General features: G+C 33.6%; 16 protein-coding genes. 9 read left to right on the top strand and 7 right to left on the bottom strand.

Annotation, left to right across the window (positions count from 1 at the left end):
• The first annotated feature begins 16 nt into the window (after positions 1-16).
• The 7 genes from ACI6PB_RS08220 (at position 17) to ACI6PB_RS08190 (ending at position 12272) form a co-directional block, all read left to right on the top strand.
• On the top strand, positions 17-970 hold the full coding sequence (locus ACI6PB_RS08220) for a zinc-binding alcohol dehydrogenase family protein (protein ID WP_404327273.1): 954 nt from the start codon (positions 17-19) through the stop codon (positions 968-970).
• Entirely contained in the window at positions 970-1404 is a 435-nt protein-coding gene (locus ACI6PB_RS08215; RefSeq protein ID WP_404327272.1) for a MarR family winged helix-turn-helix transcriptional regulator, read from the top strand. Before ACI6PB_RS08220 ends, ACI6PB_RS08215 begins: the two co-directional genes overlap by 1 nt.
• Positions 1405-1505: 101 nt before the next feature.
• Positions 1506-3101, top strand: a complete 1596-nt coding sequence (locus ACI6PB_RS08210; RefSeq protein WP_404327271.1) for an SLAP domain-containing protein — start codon at positions 1506-1508, stop codon at positions 3099-3101.
• A 486-nt stretch (positions 3102-3587) separates the two neighbouring features.
• Entirely contained in the window at positions 3588-4970 is a 1383-nt protein-coding gene (locus ACI6PB_RS08205; protein WP_404327270.1) for a PTS sugar transporter subunit IIC, read from the top strand.
• Positions 4971-4987: 17 nt separating this feature from the next.
• Complete coding sequence (locus ACI6PB_RS08200) at positions 4988-7258, top strand: glycoside hydrolase family 3 N-terminal domain-containing protein (protein ID WP_404327269.1); 2271 nt, start codon at positions 4988-4990, stop codon at positions 7256-7258.
• Between the two features lie 13 nt (positions 7259-7271).
• A complete protein-coding gene (locus ACI6PB_RS08195) occupies positions 7272-8411 on the top strand; it encodes an ROK family protein (protein ID WP_404327268.1) in 1140 nt (379 codons plus the stop codon).
• Positions 8412-8549: 138 nt separating this feature from the next.
• Positions 8550-12272 carry a hypothetical protein gene (locus ACI6PB_RS08190; RefSeq protein WP_404327267.1) on the top strand — a complete coding sequence of 1241 codons (3723 nt, stop codon included), beginning with the start codon at positions 8550-8552 and terminating at the stop codon, positions 12270-12272.
• A 45-nt stretch (positions 12273-12317) separates the two neighbouring features.
• Here ACI6PB_RS08190 and ACI6PB_RS08185 read toward each other — a convergent pair whose 3' ends face one another.
• From ACI6PB_RS08185 to ACI6PB_RS08165, 5 genes are all read right to left on the bottom strand, one after another.
• Positions 12318-12992, bottom strand: a complete 675-nt coding sequence (locus ACI6PB_RS08185) for a type 1 glutamine amidotransferase domain-containing protein (RefSeq protein ID WP_404327266.1) — start codon at positions 12990-12992, stop codon at positions 12318-12320.
• A 3-nt stretch (positions 12993-12995) separates the two neighbouring features.
• Positions 12996-14210 (bottom strand): NADH:flavin oxidoreductase/NADH oxidase family protein, encoded by a 1215-nt coding sequence (locus ACI6PB_RS08180; RefSeq protein WP_404327265.1) that lies wholly within the window; start codon positions 14208-14210, stop codon positions 12996-12998.
• A gap of 61 nt (positions 14211-14271) precedes the next feature.
• Entirely contained in the window at positions 14272-14580 is a 309-nt protein-coding gene (locus tag ACI6PB_RS08175) for a helix-turn-helix transcriptional regulator (protein ID WP_025084815.1), read from the bottom strand.
• Between the two features lie 106 nt (positions 14581-14686).
• Positions 14687-15925 carry a serine hydroxymethyltransferase gene (gene glyA, locus ACI6PB_RS08170; RefSeq protein ID WP_404327264.1) on the bottom strand — a complete coding sequence of 413 codons (1239 nt, stop codon included), beginning with the start codon at positions 15923-15925 and terminating at the stop codon, positions 14687-14689.
• A 4-nt stretch (positions 15926-15929) separates the two neighbouring features.
• Entirely contained in the window at positions 15930-16742 is an 813-nt protein-coding gene (locus tag ACI6PB_RS08165) for a DNA/RNA non-specific endonuclease (RefSeq protein WP_025084813.1), read from the bottom strand.
• Positions 16743-16937: 195 nt separating this feature from the next.
• Here ACI6PB_RS08165 and ACI6PB_RS08160 point away from each other — a divergent pair, with 195 nt between their 5' ends.
• Positions 16938-17534: a sugar O-acetyltransferase gene (locus ACI6PB_RS08160; RefSeq protein ID WP_025084812.1), complete on the top strand. Its 597-nt coding sequence runs from the start codon at positions 16938-16940 to the stop codon at positions 17532-17534.
• 47 nt (positions 17535-17581) lie between these two features.
• Here ACI6PB_RS08160 and htpX read toward each other — a convergent pair whose 3' ends face one another.
• Positions 17582-18490 (bottom strand): zinc metalloprotease HtpX, encoded by a 909-nt coding sequence (htpX, locus tag ACI6PB_RS08155; RefSeq protein ID WP_025084811.1) that lies wholly within the window; start codon positions 18488-18490, stop codon positions 17582-17584.
• Between the two features lie 12 nt (positions 18491-18502).
• Positions 18503-19051 (bottom strand): LemA family protein, encoded by a 549-nt coding sequence (locus ACI6PB_RS08150; RefSeq protein WP_025084810.1) that lies wholly within the window; start codon positions 19049-19051, stop codon positions 18503-18505.
• 160 nt (positions 19052-19211) lie between these two features.
• Here ACI6PB_RS08150 and ACI6PB_RS08145 point away from each other — a divergent pair, with 160 nt between their 5' ends.
• Positions 19212-20288 (top strand): serine hydrolase, encoded by a 1077-nt coding sequence (locus ACI6PB_RS08145; protein WP_025084809.1) that lies wholly within the window; start codon positions 19212-19214, stop codon positions 20286-20288.
• The last annotated feature ends 147 nt before the right edge of the window (positions 20289-20435 follow it).

Here is a 20435-nt window from a genome sequence, read left to right as displayed (position 1 = left end):
AAGAGGTAATTAATTTATGAAAGCAGCAATCGTTACAGAAAAGGGAACTACACCAATTTATTCAACTTTTGAAGAACCAAAAGCTAAAGAGAAAAATGTACTTGTAAATGTTAAGGCGTCAGCTTTAAGCAATTTAACTAAAATGAGAGCTCTAGGAAATCATTATTCAGCCGATCATATTTATCCAAACGTGGCCGGGACAGATGGAGTAGGTGAGGTTGATGGAAAAAGAGTTTATTTCTTAGCTACTAATGCACCCTTCGGGTCCTTAGCTGAACAAACATTGATCAATAAGCAACTCATGGTGTCATTACCAGATGGTATTGATGATGTTACAGCCGCCGCTATTGCTAATCCAGGGATGTCATCTTGGGCTGCCTTGGTTAGTCGAGCACATTTTCAAGCTGGTCAAACGGTTTTGATTAATGGTGCCACAGGAACTGCCGGAAGTTTAGCTGTCAAAATTGCCTATCATTTAGGAGCTAAGAAAGTAATTGTCACTGGAAGAAATGCAACAAAGTTAGCTAAACTAGAAGCTGATAAAGCAGTTGCCTTTGATATGGACAAATCCGATGGTGCTAATCAATTAACGAATGATTTGGCAGAGGTATTTAAAGATGGTGTTGACGTTGTCTTGGATTATCTTTGGGGCGACAGTGCACTTGCCATTATGACCGCAGTAGCCAAGTTCGGTGGTCACCATGTAACCAAATTCGTCAGTATCGGAGCATCAGCTGGTCAAAACGAAATTGCTTTACCATCAGCCGTCTTGCGTTCATCCGCTATTGAAATTTTGGGCAGTGGTGTTAAAAGTGCTACGATGTCTGAATTATTATCAGCAATTAAGGGCGTGTTCGAATGGGCAGCTCAAGAAAAGATAGAAATTCCAGTAAATGAATTTGATTTGGCAGATATTGAAAAGGCTTGGCAAGCACCATTGAATCCACGAGCAGTAGTGGTGATGAAATAATGGACAATCAATTGATCGAATCATTAGTGACCATTGTTTCATTTTTTAATCGAACTGACCGTGATCAAGCTTTTATCAAACAAGCTGGAGTCGATTTAGAAGCAGTGTCATTTCAACTATTTGTGACTATTGGTCGCATGCAACCGACAAACGTCTCTGATTTAGCCAATATCTTGGGTAAAAGTCATTCTAGTGTCAGTCGCCAGATCGACAAGTTGGAACAAAAACAGTTGGTTACAACAAAGGACGGAGAACAAGATGCACGGGTTCGTTCAATTGTCTTGTCCGAGTCAGGAGAAGAATTGAAAAAGATTCTGGATCAAACCAGAGTTAAGATGATTGATTCTGCTTTGGAGAGTTGGTCTGAAGACGAAAAAAAAGCCTTATCAGATAATTTAGGTCATCTAGCTAAGACTTTAAAAAATATTAAATAAAATTTCAAAAAAATTTTAGTGGAGCGCTTGTATTGTCATATTGTGACACACCTCTGTGATAATCTTTCGTAGTAAACGAAATGTTATGGAGGAATGGAATTTTGAATAGAAGAGTTAAATATATGGGGATTACTGCTGCATCATTGTTGGCCATCGCACCAATTGCTGCACCAGTTTTCAGTTCTACAACAGAAATTACTGCTAAAGCAGATACAGTGAATGAAGATACTAAGACAAGTACTACTAATACTAGTAAAGTATACAAAACTAGTGTAGAAGATAATTGGACTGGAATAAAAGGTGAATGTCGTATAACCGGTACTTTTCCAGCCATTAAAGATGGTAAACAAATAAACATTTCCTATAACAGTGTTTATGTTAATGGGAAGGGCTTTGACAATAATGAAGAATTAAGAATGCCTGTATTTGAAGGATATTCAGTGGATCAAGAATACATAGTACCTAAATTGCAAAGGAATCCCAAGACTAATGCTGTTACCGGAATTATCCTTCCAAATGGTATTCCAACTTATACGAAAAACGGTAGTCCAATTTCATCTACGACTGAAAGTAATGAAGCTTATCAAATGTCATCTATACTCTCGGACAATTCAGGGCAAGAAAGATTTTCTAATTCGACAGATATAACGTCGGCTCAAAAAGCCGATGCCCAAAAATGGGAAAGTCAGATGAAAAGTAGTTTTAAAGTTACTAAAGACATGCCTTTGATTACTAACGATGATTACGGGTTGGTATATCTAGTTGGTTCAGATGGATGGTTTTACCTTGATGCCAGTGATTTGACACCTCAAACTAATATTTTTGGAGTTTTTAGTCCAGACAATCATAATACAGATGAATTTTTCATGCATTTTAATGATAATAAAGATAGAAGTGACCTTTACTTTAGGCATGATGATAATAAGGCAAATAATTATGCTGTTTTTGCGACAGCTACCGCAAATGATGGAACAATTAAGAGAAATTTGACTCCCAATGAAATTGATCAATTCTTAGAAGAAAAAGGCGGTAAAGGTGTAACTTTCCACTTTGGAGTTCATTATGTTGAAAATCCAATTCTAGGAAATGGTACGTGGGATCAATACTTGGGAGATAATTCTAAGCAGGTAGCTTCTAAGGATGTTGTTGTATTACCACCAGATACTGACTCAACAAATACAGGGTCAAACACAAACACAGGAAATACAACAAATACAGGATCAAACACAAATACAGGAAATACAACGAATACTAATACAAATACTTCAACAACTGCTGATGAAAATAAGAATAACGATGAGACAACAACACCAGCTGCATCATATAGTTCAGTATACACACCAACAACAGGTACAGAATTGTATAACGATAATGGTGAGCTAATTACCAATGTTAGCCTAGGCAAGAACACTGCATGGAAAGTTGACCAGAAAAAAGTCGTTAAAGGTGTAACTTATCTACGTGTTGCTACAAACGAATGGGTTAAAGTAGACAACGGCTTGGAAATTAAGTTAGTGGATTCAGTCATTACGACTAATAAACAAGCAATTTTGTACAACAGCAAGGGTGAAAAAATTACTAACCGCGTGCTAGGTGCTGATACTGCATGGAGAACTGACAGAACAGCTCAAATTAATGGTCAAACAATGTATCGAGTTGCCACTAATGAATGGCTTGCAGCAAAGGACGTTAAATAGTTTTCTCAATAGAAATTAAATGTTAGAAAAATTCCACTTTATACAATTATTTTCGTATAAGGTGGGATTTTGACATATAGTGACACTGGCAAGTCATATACTGTTAAGTGGAATCAGATGATTTCGAATATTTTTCCCATATTTATTTATGAGTACGTGATAAACCCCTTTATCCGTAGCTAAACGAAAAGTCCAGAAGCGTTTGCTTCTGGACTTTTTGTATATTCATAAAATGAATAAAAAAATAAAATTAATAATTGGTATATATCAATATATGATGGATGGTTTAAAACGATTATAAAATTTATTCGTATGAATTAGATAGATGTTTACATGCAATTCAAGGTAATAGTGTATCGTTATAACTAACATAAAGTTCCTTTTGGTTTTGATTAAATGCATAAAAAGGTATTTACATTTTTATGTAAGCGCTTTACTATTTTGTTAGTTAGGATAACTAACTAATTAAAACAAGGGGGAAACATTATGAAGTTTGTTGATAAGCTTTCTGATAAATTGCTACCAGTAGCAGCAAAATTAAATAATCAGAGGCATTTAACATCAATTCGTGATAGTTTTATCGTCACAATGCCATTAATTATGGCGGCTTCACTTTTTATTCTATTAAATGCACTTTTGTTTTCGAATGCAGCTGTTAATAAAGTAGTAGATCTAAGTAGATTTGCTGATTTAGCTGTTTTAGTAAATAACGGTACATTAGGTATTTTAGCAATTTTAGTGGCATACAATATCGGTGCCAATTTAAGTGAATGGTATTTAAAGAATACCAGTATTAAAGAGGGTGCGTTTAGTCCTATTCATGCGGGTGGATTAAGTGTTGCTCTTATGTTCATCATGATGCCTGTTACAAGTGATGTACCACTATTAAGTGGTAAAGTTGCTAAGGCAACTGGTGTTTATCTACAATCAATGACATCATCATCAGGATTATTTTTAGCAATGATTTCAGGAATTCTGGGTACAGAATTGTTTGTAAGATTATCCAAATTCGATAAATTAAAGATTAAAATGCCAGATGGCGTTCCACCGGCAGTTGCATCAACTTTTAATTCTCTGATTCCAGAGATGTTAGTTATTATCATTGTTGCAATTCCAGTATTTGCTATTACTTCAATGAGTGGTAAAAGTATTCCAGATTGGGTAAATATTATAATTCAAACACCATTAAGGGGATTGGTATTGTCAGCTCCAGGTATGATTGTTATTCAATTTATTTCTGATACATTATGGGTATTTGGTTTGCATGGATCAAGTATTTTATCTCCAATAACTACCGCTCCACAATTACAATCTATTCAAGAGAATATGCAGGCTTTTGCAGCACACAAGGCCATTCCTAATATTGTAAATGCTCCATTCCTAAGTAGTTATGGTTTACTCGGTGGTGGTGGATGTATGCTACCATTGATTATTGCCATTTTTATTATTTCTAAACGTAGTGATTATAGAAGTATTGCAAAGTTAGCTGTTGCTCCAAGTATGTTCAATATAGCTGAACCTATTATGTTTGGTTTACCTGTAGTTATGAATCCTATATTCATGATTCCAGCAGCAATAGTTCCATCACTTAATTTGATTATTGCCTATTTCTTAACAAGTATTGGTTTTGCCGGAAAAATGGTTGCCATGGCACCGTGGATTACTCCACCTATTATTCAAACATGGGTATCAACAGCAGGTAATATTCCGGCTACGATTTTAACTGTAGCATTATTTGTAATGGATACATTTATCTACATTCCATTCGTACTTGCAGGGAATAAAGAAAAAATTGTTTCTAGTACAAAAGAAGAAAAAGAATCAGTTGAAGATACCGAAGATAGCAGTACAAGTACAAATATGGCTTAGTTAACAAGGAGATATCAATGGAGGATTATTTAAATTCTGATTTAACGATTCGTAAAAGAGTCTCTGATTTAATGAAAAGAATGACAGTAAAGGAAAAAATTGGACAAATAAATCAGCACCTTTATGGATGGAAATGTTATAAAAAATCTGATAGTAATGGCTTTGAATTAACTGATTATCTGAAGGAACATGTCGAATGGGGTAAAGGATTAGGATCTTTATATGGAGTTCTAAGAGCCGACCCTTGGTCAAAGGTTGATTATGAAACAGGCATTGAAGCACAAGACAGTTATTTAGTAATCAATAAAATTCAAAAGTATGTGATTGATCATTCTAGATTGGGTATTCCAACTTTATTTTCAGAAGAGTGTCCGCATGGACATCAAGGTTTAGGTAGTATTTCTTATCCAACTAACCTTGGTAAGGGAAATAGTTTTAATACCGATTTAATGCGAGAAATGGCTCAAGCTGAAGCAAATGAATTAAAAATTAAAGGTATAAATTTAGCACTAGTTTCTACATTGGATCTAGCAAAGGATCCTAGATGGGGAAGAACGGAAGAGTGCTTTGGTGAAGATCCATTATTGAGCGCCCGATTTTCTGAATCTATAGTTAAGGGATTTCAAGGATCCTTAATAAAGGATGATGAAGATTATTTAAATAATAAAGTACCTGATGAGCGTACGGTTGGTGTTATTTTGAAACACTTCATTGCCCAAGGTGAGACGTTAGGTGGACATAATTCAGGCTCTGTAAATATTGGAAATAGAGAGTTTCATCAGGTTTATGACAAATTAGCATATTCTACTCGGAATGCTGTTGGAATTATGGCTGCATATAATGATATTGACGGTATACCATGTCATTCCAATGAGAACTTATTGACAGAATTTTTAAGAAAGCAAAATGGTTTTAAAGGGATGATTATGTCCGATGGGACTGCTCTGGATAGACTGGTTGATATTTATGGAACCAAAGAAGAGGCCGCATATGCTGCATTAAAAGCAGGGATAGATTTAAGTCTTTGGGATGATACATTCATGAGTATCGAAAAGACTCTAGATAAACATCCAGATGTAATGAGTTATTTGGATAGGGCGGTTGAAAAAGTATTAAGTATTAAATTCTTGTTAGGTTTGTTCGACCATCCATACGTAGAATCGAGTGAACAAGAATATAGTGAAACAGTTAAACATTCGGAAGCAGTTAATTTAGAAGTGGCACATGAAAGCATCACATTATTGAAAAACAAAGGAAATATATTACCATTAAATAAAAACAAAAAGATTGCTGTTATTGGTCCTAATGGAAATAGTCTATATAACATGTTGGGGGACTATACTGCCCCTCAAACAGAAAAAGCAAAGAAAAATACAATTTATAATTCATTAAAGGAAAAATTTCTAAATGTTTCATTTGCCAAAGGTTGCGATATAAGGGATACAGCAGAATCATTAGATATGATATCTGAAGCAGTTCAATTGGCTTCTAAAAGTGACGTTATTATTCTTACCTTAGGGGGATCAAGTACTAGAAACTTCGATATGAAATTCTTAGCAAATGGTGCGGTTTCATCTAAAGGAATCAATATGGATAGTGGCGAAAATGTTGATGTTGCTTCCTTGATCTTAGGGGGAGCACAGGAAAAATTGATAAGTGAAATTTCTAGACTTAATAAACCTGTTATAACAATCCTCGTTCAGGGAAGACCATATGATATTTCTAGATTAATAGGAAAGACAGATGCTTTACTTGTATCTTGGTATCCTGGTCAGATGGGTAGCAAAGCTATAGCGGATATTATTGATGGAACTTATAATCCTAATGGTAAGTTAAGTGTTAGTTATCCTGTAAATAGTGAACAGCTACCAGTCTATTATTATCAAAGGGCCATAGCAAAAAATGATAATTATTATGATGAAAGTGGTGCCCCCGCTTATCCATTTGGTTTTGGTAAACACTATGGTAATTTGTCATATAAAGATTTGAATGTATCAAGAATAGATGATTACATTTCAGTCTCGATAAAGTTGTCAAATGATAGTAAATTCAGTGTTAAAGAGTCTGTTTTACTATTCTCGAGTGCAAAAACAATAGGAGTTTTTGGAGCAATTAAACGAATGGTTGATTTTGAGAAGGTATATTTAGATGCAAATTCTTCAATGACAGTCAAATTTAAAGAGAAGTTGAATGAATTAAGTTATATCAATGCAAGTAATGAATATACTATTCCTGAAAGCGTAATGATTTCTGTCGGAGATCTTAAACAAAATGTGTCATTAGAATAAGAGTGGTAATTTCATGTCAACAGTAAATGTTAGAGCATTAAATACAGAGAAGGTCCTACAAACAATTTTAAATGAAAGACATATTTCGAGAAGTGATGTATCTAAAAAAGTTGGAATCAATAAAGTAACTATTTCGGAAATCGTGGAAACCTTAATAAAAAGGCAACTCATCGTTGAAACTGGTAGGGGAAGTAGTACCCATAATGGTGGTAGGAAACCAACAATGTTAATGTTGAACCCAAATTACGGATATACCATTTCAATTGACTTTGCTTACGATTATATGGATTTTATGATAAATAAGATTAATGGTGAGGTACTTTCAGTAGTTCATATGGATACAGGGAATAATACTATTCTCGAAAGAATAGATATGCTTTGTAATAAAATTAAGAAAATACGTATTAATACTGTGAATGGATTATTGGGAATATCATTGGCTTTTCATGGTGTGATAAATGATAAAAAAATTATTTATTCACCACAATTGAATTTGGAATCAGTAGATATATATGGTGAACTAAAAAAGCGTTTTTCAGTACCAATTATCATCGAAAACGAAGCCAATTTATCTGTTGTTTTTGAACGTGATTTTATTGATCATTATGATGATGTGAATATGGTTTGTATCAGTATTCATCGTGGAGTTGGTGCCGGAATTATATTAAATAATAAACTGTATACGGGATCTTGTGGTGAAGCAGGTGAAGTGGGGCATATAGTTGTATCAAATAATGACGGTCATGTAAAAACCTTTGAAGATTATTGTTCAGAGATGAATGTATTGAAAAAACTTAGGCTTTTAAAGGATAATGAAAGTCTAAGTTTTGAAGATATTGCAGATTTATATTGTAAAAAAGATGCTGAAACGACCGATATTTTGAATGAGTTTAATTACTACTTAACGATGCTTACCCAGAATATTATGTTATCCTTTGATCCGCAAAAAATAGTTTATAATTCACGTCTACTGCATGTTATTCCTGAATTATTGGACAGACCAAATTCTCAATTAAAGAAAAGTATGTTTTGGCCATCAAGTGGAATTTCTTTGATAGAAGATGTGAATAGGGCAACATTATTAGGTGGTTGTGCCAATATAACTAGACATGTCTTGAATTTTGATGATAAGAGAGTGATATTTGAAGCATAAAAAAGATAAAAAATATTATTCCTTGATATGTAAAATAGGTCTCACCAATTTATTGGTGAGACCTATTTTGTAAGGATGCAATAATCATTGTATAATGATTATCCAATAAGAATAATAAAGAATATTAGGTGTAATTCTGTGAGTAGAGTAAATGAAATTCAAAGAGCCATCTTAGGATTAAGTGGTGGTGAGTATCAAAAAATGATGGATGCTTACTTTTATAAAAAGCTCAATCTTAAAAATATACAGACTCTAGGTTCTCGTACAGGTTCTAATAAAGTTACTAAAGGTATACCAGATACGTACAGTTTATGTGATGATGGGACTTATATTTTAATCATGTATGGATCAGTAAAGGAACGTCCCTTTGATAAAATTAAAGACGATATTTTGTCGTGCTTCAATAAAAACAAATTAGACATACCTGAGTCAAAGATAAAAAAGATTATATGTGCATATACATCTACAAATTTAAGAATTGAGCAAATCTCAAATTTAAAGGAATTAATTCCAAGTGTGAAAATTGAACTTATAGGTATAGATACTGTATCACATGATCTAAGATACAAATATGTGTCAATTGCAAATGAATATTTAAATATTAGTCCAGATACAGAGCAAATTTTTAATATTGGAGACTTTATAGAAAGATATAATCGGAATAAAATTAACACTCCCTTAAAATTTGAATTAAAGTATAGAACGGAAGAGTTATCTAATGTGGAAGAGTCAATAAATCAGTCGGCAGTTACACTAATTAGTGGCAATGCAGGAGTTGGCAAAACCAGATTAGCAATAGAAGTTTGTAAAAAGTTTGAAAGGGATGGATATAATGTTTTATGTATAACAAATAATGGTCAAGAACTATTTGATGATATACGTTTCTATACTACGACCTCTGGAAAATATTTGCTTTTTATAGATGATGCCAATATGACAACTAGTTTGGATTTCATATTGGATCGAGTTCAAAATCCAATTGAAAATACAAGTATAAAATTACTAATGACAGTAAGAGATTATGCTAAAAATTCACTTGTCAAAGAGATTGGAAAATTTTTTGATTTGAAGAATCATGAAATTATATTGAATAGATTCAAGGAAAAAGAAATTAGAAATATAATTCAAACAAATCTAAGTATAAAAGATAGTGAAGTTCTTGATGATATATGTTCTTTGGCAAAGGGAAATGTTAGAGCAGCACTGATGGCCGGTCTAAGTGTAGTAGAGCAGCATAAAATTCCGGATGATATTTTAAAATCATATTATAGTTATATTATTGAAGCTCAAAAGTTGAAGGATAAAGACTTAATTACATTATTTGTGATAGCCTTACTTCCCAATATTAGTATATCAAAAGATGATTTTGCTAAAAGAATATTAAATGAATTTCAAATAAGTATTACAGAATTCAATGATATTTGTAAATCGTTAAGTCAAAAAGAAATTGTAGATATATATTTGAATCAGCTGGTAAAAATAAATGATCAAAGTTTTGGAGATTATTTATTACGTTATATATTGATAGATAAAAAAAGAATAGGTATAAAAAAGATATTAAAATATGGATTTCCTAAGTATATGACAAGAATTAATTATGCACTTAATACACTATTCTCCATTTTTTCAAATCAAGAAGTACGAAATTATATTAAAGATCAGGTTAATGAAGCATGGATTGAATCAGATGAGAGTACTCAGGAAATATATATGAAAGACTTCTATCAATTAAACCCGGGAAAAACACTTGAAATTATAAATGAACGAATAAAAAAGTTAGAGTCTAAAGAAGTTGATGTATCAAAATTAGATTTTTCAGAAAAAGATAAAAATCAAACAATAAACAATGAATATATTAGCTTATTGGGAAATTTTAAAGATACACCTTATTATGAAGAGGCAGTAGAACTGCTCTGTAAAATTTTTAACGAAAAGCAAAACCTGGCATTAGATGTTTATTTAGCTTTTACTTATGAAATGAAATTTGATACGCATTCCTATAAGGACGATTATTTGAGAGAAAATGAGTTAATAAAATGGTTATGGAAATATTTAGTGGTTGAGAACGAAGCTAATAAAAAGAATGGAATTTATTTTTATTTAATGATTGTAAAAGAATTCTTATTTGTTGAATTTCAAAATATAGAATCTTCATATAATATTAGATCAGTGGACATCTACACGATATATATTACGTATAGTGAAGGTAGTAAGAAACTGAGAGCATTTATTTGGTCGACGTTGTGTACGATTTTTAAGGAGAATGAATCATTAAAGAACAAAATATATCATATAATGATGACTAATTTCGGGACAGCGGTGAATAAAGAAAATAGTGACTTCGTTCCTATATTTGAATGGGATTTAAAATGCCTTAGTGATGATTTTTTTGTAAAGTGGAATAATCCTAATTTGGAACAGGCAATTGTTATGTATAAATTAGTAACAAAAGCCAAAAAAAGAAAAATAGAATATAACGGTGTAATGGATGCTTATAAAAGTAATTTAGATTTTAAAATTTATGAGGCTTTTTCTCAAAAATGTATTGGAAAAGACTATGAGAGAAAACAAGCAAATAAATATAGATTAATAGAATCTGTGATTAAAAACTATAATTTAGAAAAATTTGGTCACTTATTTTCTATTATGAAAAAAATTGAGAAATTTAAGAATAATAGTGTATCCGGATATGAAATAGGATCTGCTTTATCATGGGTATTTAGAATAATAAAGATGGAGAATAATGATTTCTATCTCAAGGTTGTACAAAAATATTTTGAAAATGACATACCATATGAATCCAATGTACGTGTTGAAGTGATAGATGGAATCATTAATCACTCTGATATCTACTTAGGATTAAAACTTATAGAAAATAATAATTTAGAGGATAAAAATGTATGGTTTTGTGATTTCTTTGAAAGAAGTCCAGTTTCTTTTAATAAAGATATTTTGTTAGATTATATTAGATCACAGGCTAAAGAAAAGCAGCCATTAATACCTAGAATCAATGAATTGGAAAAGAATATAAAAGAGGATACAGGTTTTCTTGAAGAATTATCAAATTTGATTTTAAATTCTGATAATAATGTATTAATGGTAGATTCAATGTTTAGGAATATTGATAGTGAACAAGAAATTTCTAAATTATTATCGTTATTCGAGAATAATCAGAGATTGTTAAAAGAGTTATATATATTAGATGACAAGCCAGACTTTGATTACATGGGTATATTATTATTTAAATTAATTACTAATGATGTAGATTATTGGAATCGATATCTGATGAATAATAAGAAAATAATTAAGAACGATTTGTTCATAGAGTTATTCAAGAAGATCTGGTTATTACCGAATTATAAAGAATATATAGATTCCTTTTACAGGCCTGTTTACGACTGCTTTTTCAATATTACTAGAAACTATATGGCACTAGAGGAGGTAAGTAAAAAGATATTTTTGAATTCGGATGATGTTATTATTAATAATAAAAAAATTAATTGGGTAGAAGACTATATTGAAAATAATTTTGATGATATAAGTTCAATGAATAATATTTTTCAAACTATCTACTATTGTTTTCCAAATGAGAAGATTAGGTTGTTATTGTATTTTATTAAATTATCCAATAATGTTGGTTTATTCAAGAAATTAAGGCTATTCCCAGATTTTAGTAGTTCGTATGGTAGTGAGGTACCCTTGATTGATGATAAAATTAGTTTTATACGTGATTTAAAAGATAGCATCAAGGGATTAGATTATATAGAACATAAGAGATATTTAGAAAATGAGGAAGGATACTTGATGAAGCGTAAAAAAGAAACGCAATTAAAAGAAAAAAAAGATGAGTTTATTTATTAATACGCTAAAACAGGTTTCACCAATTAATTTTGATGAGACCTGTTTTTAATTATTCTCAATTAATATTCTAGCAACGGCTCTAGCGGAGAATGGATTTTGTCCGGTGATAAGTTGACCATCTTGAATAGCAAATTCTTTGTAGGCACGTTTCTTTTGAAAATTGGCACCGTGCATTTTAGCAACTTCTTCATTGAGGAAGGGCACAACTTTTCTTTTACCAGCTAAAATTTCTTCAGCAGTCGTAAAGCCAGTGATTTTTTTACCAGCAATCAAGTAATTGCCGTCATCATCTTTAACGTTGAGTAAACCGGCAATGCCATGACAGACGGAGGTTACGAAGCCGCCTTGTTGATAAATTTTCTTAGTAATACTTTGCAATTCGGGATTGGTAGGGAAGTCCCACATAACTCCGTGTCCGCCAGTATAATAAATGGCCTGATAATCTTCGGGTTGAATTTGTGTTGGTTTCAATGAATTAGTTAAGGCTCGTTGTTGAAAATCAGAACTACTGTAAATTGCCATGGTAGATTTGTCGGTATATTTGAAACTGCGAGGATCAAGAGGAACGAAACCGCCTTTGGGACTAACGTAGTCGACTTCAAATCCAGCTTTAGTCACTTCATCAACGAATTCGGTGGCTTCACCTAACCAGAGTCCGGTAGCTTGGTCAGTGCCTTTATATTCAATTGTATTTGTTAAAACAACTAGAATCTTTTTCATGAGTTACTCCTTATCTCGTTGTGGCATTAAAGCGGATAATCCTTGATGTTTGAGGGAGAACAGCAAAGCTCCCCAAGCATTGGTTGTATGTTGAATTGCTTTACCTTCAGCAATGCGCAACATTTGTTGTTGATAGAAACTTAAACCAATCAATGAACCCACTTTTTTATCCAATTTTTTTGAACCAGTAGTTAAATGATGTAGTTTTACAGAAGTAAAGTTACCCCATTTTAATTGGTTAGGCAAGTCAGGCACCATGACTAGAGGGCGGGCTAATCCGATAAAGTCAGTTTCGTTATTTTGAATAGCATTCTCCATACCGATGGCCGTGTTGAAACCACCTGTAACAACTATTGGAGTTGAAATAATCTGTTTTACTTTTTGAGCGTAGTCAATGAAGAAAGCACCTTTACCGATTCCTTGCATTTTAGGATTTTCGTAATTACCACCAGAAATTTCAATCAAATCGATACCTAATTGGTCCATTTTTTGAATTACTTGAAGTGAATCTTCTTCAGAGAATCCATCTGAACGGAAATCGGATGAATTGATTTTTAAAGCAATTGGGAAATCATGGCCAACTTTTTCGCGAATACCAGTGTAAATTTCGGTTAAGATACGCATTCTATTTTTCAATGTGCCACCGTATTCATCATTTCGTTGATTATCGTGTGGTGAAAGGAATTGGTTCAAAAGGTATCCGTGAGCTGCATGGATTTCGACTCCTGAAAAACCAGCTTGTTGTGCCATAGCTGCGGCTTCGGTGAACTTGTTAATGATTTGTTTAATTTCTGCAATACTTAAAGCTCTAGGCGTATTGAAGGCAAATCCGTTAGAACCAGTCATGGGAACGGCACTAGGAGCAACTGGTTGTTTACTGATGGTTTTAGGGGACTGTTTACCGGGATGATTTAATTGCATGAAAATTTTGGTATCATTCGTGGTTCCGGCTAGAGCCCACTTCTTTAATAAATTCAAATCCTGCTGACGATCAACAACAATATTGCCATATTCACCACGGGCATTGCGGTCGACCATAACATTTCCAGTAATAAGAAGACCAGTACCGCCTAGAGCCCACTTTTGATAAAGGGAGATGAGTTCTTTCGTTGGTTGATAGTTTTTGTCACCTAAGGTTTCGCTTAAAGCGGCCTTAGCAAATCTGTTTTTAATTGTAGTACCATTTTTTAAAGTTAAGGGTGTAAAGATAGTTGTCATAATATTCTCCTAATAATAAGTTTAAACATTTGAACCTATTGAGCAAAAAATAAATTTCATCCTATTTAGATGAAATACTATTCTCAAGTGAAACAGTTAAATCTTTGAGCAGTTGAACTGTGTCATCTAGTGAAACACGATATAGACGTTCTTTACCGACTTTGTTTACAGCGATAACACCAGCATCTAGCATTAATTTGAGGTGGTGGGAGACGGCCGGACGTGATAAGTTAATTTGTTCAGTAATTTGATTGACAGTTAATTCTTTATTTTTACATAGTAGCAAAATTATTTTCTGACGATTCTCATCTTGAAAGATACCAAAGATGGGCATACCTTTTCGAAAAAGGTTCATTGTTTCTTCAGCCATATTGATCTCCTTAATTTTATAGGTTTAAATGTTTAAACCTATAATAACTATTACAAATTAAAATGTCAACAAAAAAAACAGAGCCTCAGCTCTGTTTTAGTAATTACTATTTGATAGGATGCTTGTCTGTTAGTGCTTTTGTACGAGCATCTAATTTCTTTAATTCTTCAGGATCATTGTGATACTTAATAGCGTCAACAATAATACGTGCTACTTCTTCACAATCTTCTTCGTTAAAGCCTCTTGATGTGATAGCAGGAGTACCTAGACGTAGTCCAGATGTGTACTTAGGAGGTAATGGATCATTAGGAATAGCTTCCTTGTTAGTTGTGATGTGAATTGTATCAAGAAGGTTTTGAACTTCCATACCATTCATATCTGTTTCAGTTAGAACCACGTTTAGCAAGTGATTGTCTGTACCACCAGTTAAAACTGATAGGTTGTCAGCATCATTGATAACTTTGGCCATAGCTGCAGCATTTTTCACAACTTGTTCCATATAATCCTTGAATTGAGGTTGAAGATCTTCACCGAAAGCAACGGCCTTACCAGCAATAACATGTTCTAGTGGACCACCTTGAGTTCCTGGGAAAATAGCAGAGTTGATCTTTTTGCCTAATTCAGCTTTGGCAAGGATCATACCACCACGAGGACCTCTAAGAGTTTTGTGAGTAGTTGTTGTAACGATATCAGCAACGCCAACTGGATTTGGATGTAAATCAACAGCAACTAGTCCAGCGATGTGGGCCATATCAACCATTAGGTAAGCACCAACGGAGTCAGCAATTTCACGGAATTTGTTAAAGTCAATGATACGACTGTATGCAGAAGCACCAGCAACGATAAGTTTTGGCTTTACTTCTTCAGCAATTCTTTGAACGTCATCATAATCGATGAAACCTTCAGCGTTAACACCATATGAATGGAAGTTATACATTTTACCAGAGAAGTTAACTTTTGAGCCGTGTGTCAAGTGACCACCAGCGTTAAGATCCATACCTAAAACAGAATCACCAGGTTTTAGAACTGCTTGGTAAGCTGCGGCATTAGCTTGTGAACCTGAATGTGGTTGAACATTAGCATATTCAGCATTGAATAATTTCTTAGCACGATCAATAGCAATTTGTTCAATTTGATCGATGTATTCACAACCACCATAGTAACGATGCCCTGGATAACCTTCAGCATATTTGTTTGTTAAAACTGATCCTTGAGCTTTTCTAACATTGTCAGAAACAAGGTTCTCGGAAGCAATCAACTCAATATTTCTATTTTGTCGTTCTTCTTCCTTTTTGATTAGATCGAAAACTTCTTTATCTCCTGTACTATATTGCACTACGACCATCTCCTTAATAATTATTATTAACTACACTTGTACCATCGCTATAGTTAATCTTAACACCCTTTTCAACGTTAAAAATATACACATTGAAAGATACTGCTTTATCTGATTGACCTGATGAAGTCATTGATTCAGCCATCATTTGAACACCACGTGCAACCAATTCATCATTACGATATATCGGTTTAACCCGATATCTGATATAGTTGCTAGGATTTTGCTTTAGGTAGTAGGCAATATCGTTTTCGTGTTTGAGCATTTCTGGTGAATTCAGAGAACGAGTACCGGTCATCAAGTTCTTAGGATTATTATTCTGTCCTGTTAATTGATAACCAATAAGGTGTGAACGATTATATAGCCAGCCACCCTTGATACGCTTATTGTGCCAACCAGTTGGATTAACATAAAGTGCTTCACGCTTTTGAGTAGGCATTAAGCTCTTGCTTAATAGTGCATCAGCTTGAATTGCACGGTTTAGGTTATCTAAATCGGCGAATTCTTGCCAGGGACCATTTGAGACATTTAGTTCGGATTTTGTAAAAGTAGGCGTATTGTTATTAACTTCTATTTCTTGGCTACCATTGTAATTCAGATTGGCCAGACTAGAACTCGAATAAGTTTTGCTCTTTTCAACTTGCTTCGGATTATCACCAGTTCCAATCCCATTATTTTGGTAGGATTCGTAAACGCCTGAACCACCAACCACAATCAGTAGTAATCCTAAAGATACCAGCTTGCGGTGCAGGCGTTTTTTAGGCTTGACCATGAATGTTGTAAACAACACGATGGCACCTAATAAAACAAGTAATAACATATACATAAAATCGTTCCCCTTACTATGAAGATTTTGGAAATCTCCATGTATGATTTTATCATATATTTTCAGAAATCTAGAACATTATTTCCCGAATCACAAAAATTAATTCGGAATTACCTTGACTAATTAGAAAAATTATATTAATTCATGATAAAATTCACTTAATAAGTATTAATGTGCAAAATGGGGGAAAGAAAGATGAATTTAGATGAAAAGTTTCAATATATGTCAACCGGACGTCCATATGATGATTTGGATCAATTATTGGTTGATGCTAGAGCAAAATCAACGGAATTAACCACTAAAATTAATAACGAAAGTAATGAAGCAAAGAAAGAAAAATTAGTTCGTCAATTATTTGGTGAAGCGGGTAAGGCACCATTTGTTAATCCTAATTTTCGTTGTGAATTTGGACGTAATATTTTTGTCGGTGATGATTTTTACGCAAACTATGATTGTGTCATTCTGGATGGAGCGAAAGTAACGATAGGAAATAAAGTATTGTTCGGACCTAAAGTTGGTTTGTATACTAGTAATCATCTGTTTGATGCTAAAGAGCGTGAAATTGGTGGGTGTATTGCCAAACCAATTTCGATAGGTAACCGCACTTGGTTGGCTGCTAATGTAACGGTTTTGCCAGGAGTGATAATTGGAAATGATGTGATTATAGGCGCAGGTAGTGTTGTAACACATGATATTCCTGATAAAGTTATCGCCGCTGGTAATCCTTGTAAGGTTATTCGTCCTATTACTGATGATGATAAGACCGGTTTTGTTGGTCATGATTTTATTTAAAATAAATAGCTCATTTAACCATAAAAGTTGAGTGAGCTATTTTTATACTATTCAAAAGTTTTTTTCAAAGCAGCAATACGATCATCCAAAGGTGGATGAGTATCGAAAAGTCCTGAGAAGTGTTTCTTTTTTGTTGGATCATCGATATACAAGGATGCACTTGCGTCGTCAACTCGGCGCATTGGTTTAGTGCTTTCCTTTAATTTCTCCAGAGCATTGATCAATCCTTGAGGATTACGAGTCAATTCAGCACCGGATACATCGGCTAAGTATTCACGATTTCTAGAAATAGCCATTTGAACTAAACTAGCAATCAATGGTCCCAAAATAGCGAAGACTAAACCTACTAGCCAAAGAACGACTCGGATAGCTCCAGAATTGTTGTTATCACGATCGTCACGATCCATAGGAATCCACCAACGATAGGCATTACCGATAATTGAGCAAATCAAAATGATGGCTGAAGATAAGGCTACAGAAATTGTTGATACTCGAATATCGTAATTTTTAACATGAGAGATCTCATGAGCCAAAACGCCTTCGAGTTCTTCACGATTCATCATTTGATAAAGACCAGTGGTAACAGCCACAGCGGCATGTTGGGGATCACGTCCGGTAGCAAAAGCATTGGGACTGGGATCATCAATAATATAAATATCTGGTAAAGGTATATCAGCAACCATTGAGAGATCTTCTACAATATGCCAGAGATCAGGAGCATCCTTGGCCGATTCCAATTTTTTAGCACCATTCATCTGCATGACGATACTAGTTGATTGAAAATAAGTTATCAGTGTATAGACAATAGCGATTACCAATGCAATAACGATACCTGAATAGATATTGTCAAAGAAATAAGCACCGATAAAACTACCTAAAGCCGCTAGTAACAAAAAGAAGAAAAAGAAAATAAAGTAAGTTTTACGTTTATTACGGTCAATTTGTTCATAAATCATAGGAAGACCTGATTAAAATTTAACCTTAGGTGCGGCTTTTTCAGCGTCAGGAATTTGAAGAAAGTCCATTTCCTTGAATCCATGGATACCAGCAATAAGATTACGAGGGAATGTTTCAATAGCGGTATCATAAGCCTGAACTTGACTATTGTAAGCTTGACGTGCATAAGATACTTTATTTTCAGTATTTGAAAGTTCTTCCATTAATTGTGAAAACTGTTGATTAGCTTTCAAATCTGGATAACTTTCAGCTAAAGCAAAAACCTGTCTTAAAGCACCAGTCAAAGCGTTGTCGGCCTCAACCTTATCTTGGAGACTGTCAGCGTTAGTAACATTGTTTCTCATAGCAACAACATTTGCTAGTGTTTCCTTTTCATGTGTAGCGTAACCTTTGACAGTTTCGACTAAGTTAGGAATCAAGTCAGTACGACGTTTTAGCTGAACATCGATTTGAGAACTGAACTCACGAGCACGATTGCGATATTTTACCAAACTATTGTACATGCCCGCATAGGCGACAATTATCACTAAAATAATGGCAATTATTATTATTGTTTTCATTTAAATCTCCTTCATTTCTTATTGGCTATATTCTACCATATTGCAATGATTCTAGTGAAAGTAGACAGAAAATTTTGACTAAAATGTTATTAATTTTTTGAAAAATAATCTATACTTAACAATTAAGGAAGGTATTCAAACAGGTTTTAAGGTGAATATTATGAAAAAAATGTTTTTACCCATTTTAATGCTTTCATCTGCCTTGCTTGGTATTGCACCATCGACTGCATGTGTAGATAGTTTGGTTGATACAAATTACACTGATGAGTTTGCTCAAAAGGCCAATAAGATTCTTGATCAAAAAGGCTTTTCCGGCAGTTTATTGGTTGTAAAGAATGGTAAGCCGATATTTGAAACTAGTCGAGGATATTCTAATTACGGTACTAGTCTTTATAATAATGATGAAACATCGTATGAAATAGATTCGATTCAGAAGAATTTAACAGCGGCAATGGTTATGAAATTAGTTCAAGAAAACAAATTGAGCTTGAATGACAAATTGTCACAATTTTATCCCGAAGTTCCAGGTAGTAATAACATAACACTCAGACAAATGATGGCTATGACGTCAGGCTTAATGCTGAAGGGGGACGTTGGACCATACAGAGTCATGTCAGATTCAGAAATTATCAATGCTGATATTAAGAATACAAAATATATCAGTCTATTACATGATAAGTGGAATTATCAAGCTATTAATTTCAATCTACTTTGTGGTATTTTGGAAAAAGTAACTGGTAAAACTTATCAACAATTATTCACGGAGACATATACTAATAAACTAAATCTCAAACATACTATCTTTGCTTATGACTATTCTCCAGACGTTGTTAAAGCAATTGGATATAACAACCCTAATCCTTTGTCGATCAAGATGGATTATCAAAATATCTTCTATACTAAGAGATATTATGAGTACGATGAATTAGGTACTGGACAAGTCTTCATGAGTGCCAATGATTTGTATAAAGCTGAAGAATATATCATGAATGGTTCCATGTTGACGAAGAAGTCACGCGATGAATTGTTTGTTCCCGGAAGTATCAGTACTTATGGCGGTGGTATGTATCATGGTAAGGATGATAATTATGCTAACGGTTGGGGATATGGTTTCCAGGGAGTAGTTCATATTTCTGATGATGGTAAAACGGCAGTTGTAGCTTTAGAGAATTACTCTAGAAAAGCAGCGGATGTTAAGCCATTTGTTAAACAAATTTATCAAATGGCTAATGATTAGCTTTGTAGTTTAGGAATAGTGTGCTATTATAATAGATGCGGGTATAGCCTATCCGCACAAAACTGTTTCATACATTCCAAAGATTTCTATGGAATGGTTTCTGGTCCTGCATCTTTGATGTAGGGCCTTTTTTTATGTGATAAATTA

The organism is Companilactobacillus paralimentarius, assembly GCF_963227125.1.
Taxonomy (GTDB): domain Bacteria; phylum Bacillota; class Bacilli; order Lactobacillales; family Lactobacillaceae; genus Companilactobacillus; species Companilactobacillus paralimentarius.
This window is presented reverse-complemented; position numbering and strand designations above follow the sequence as displayed.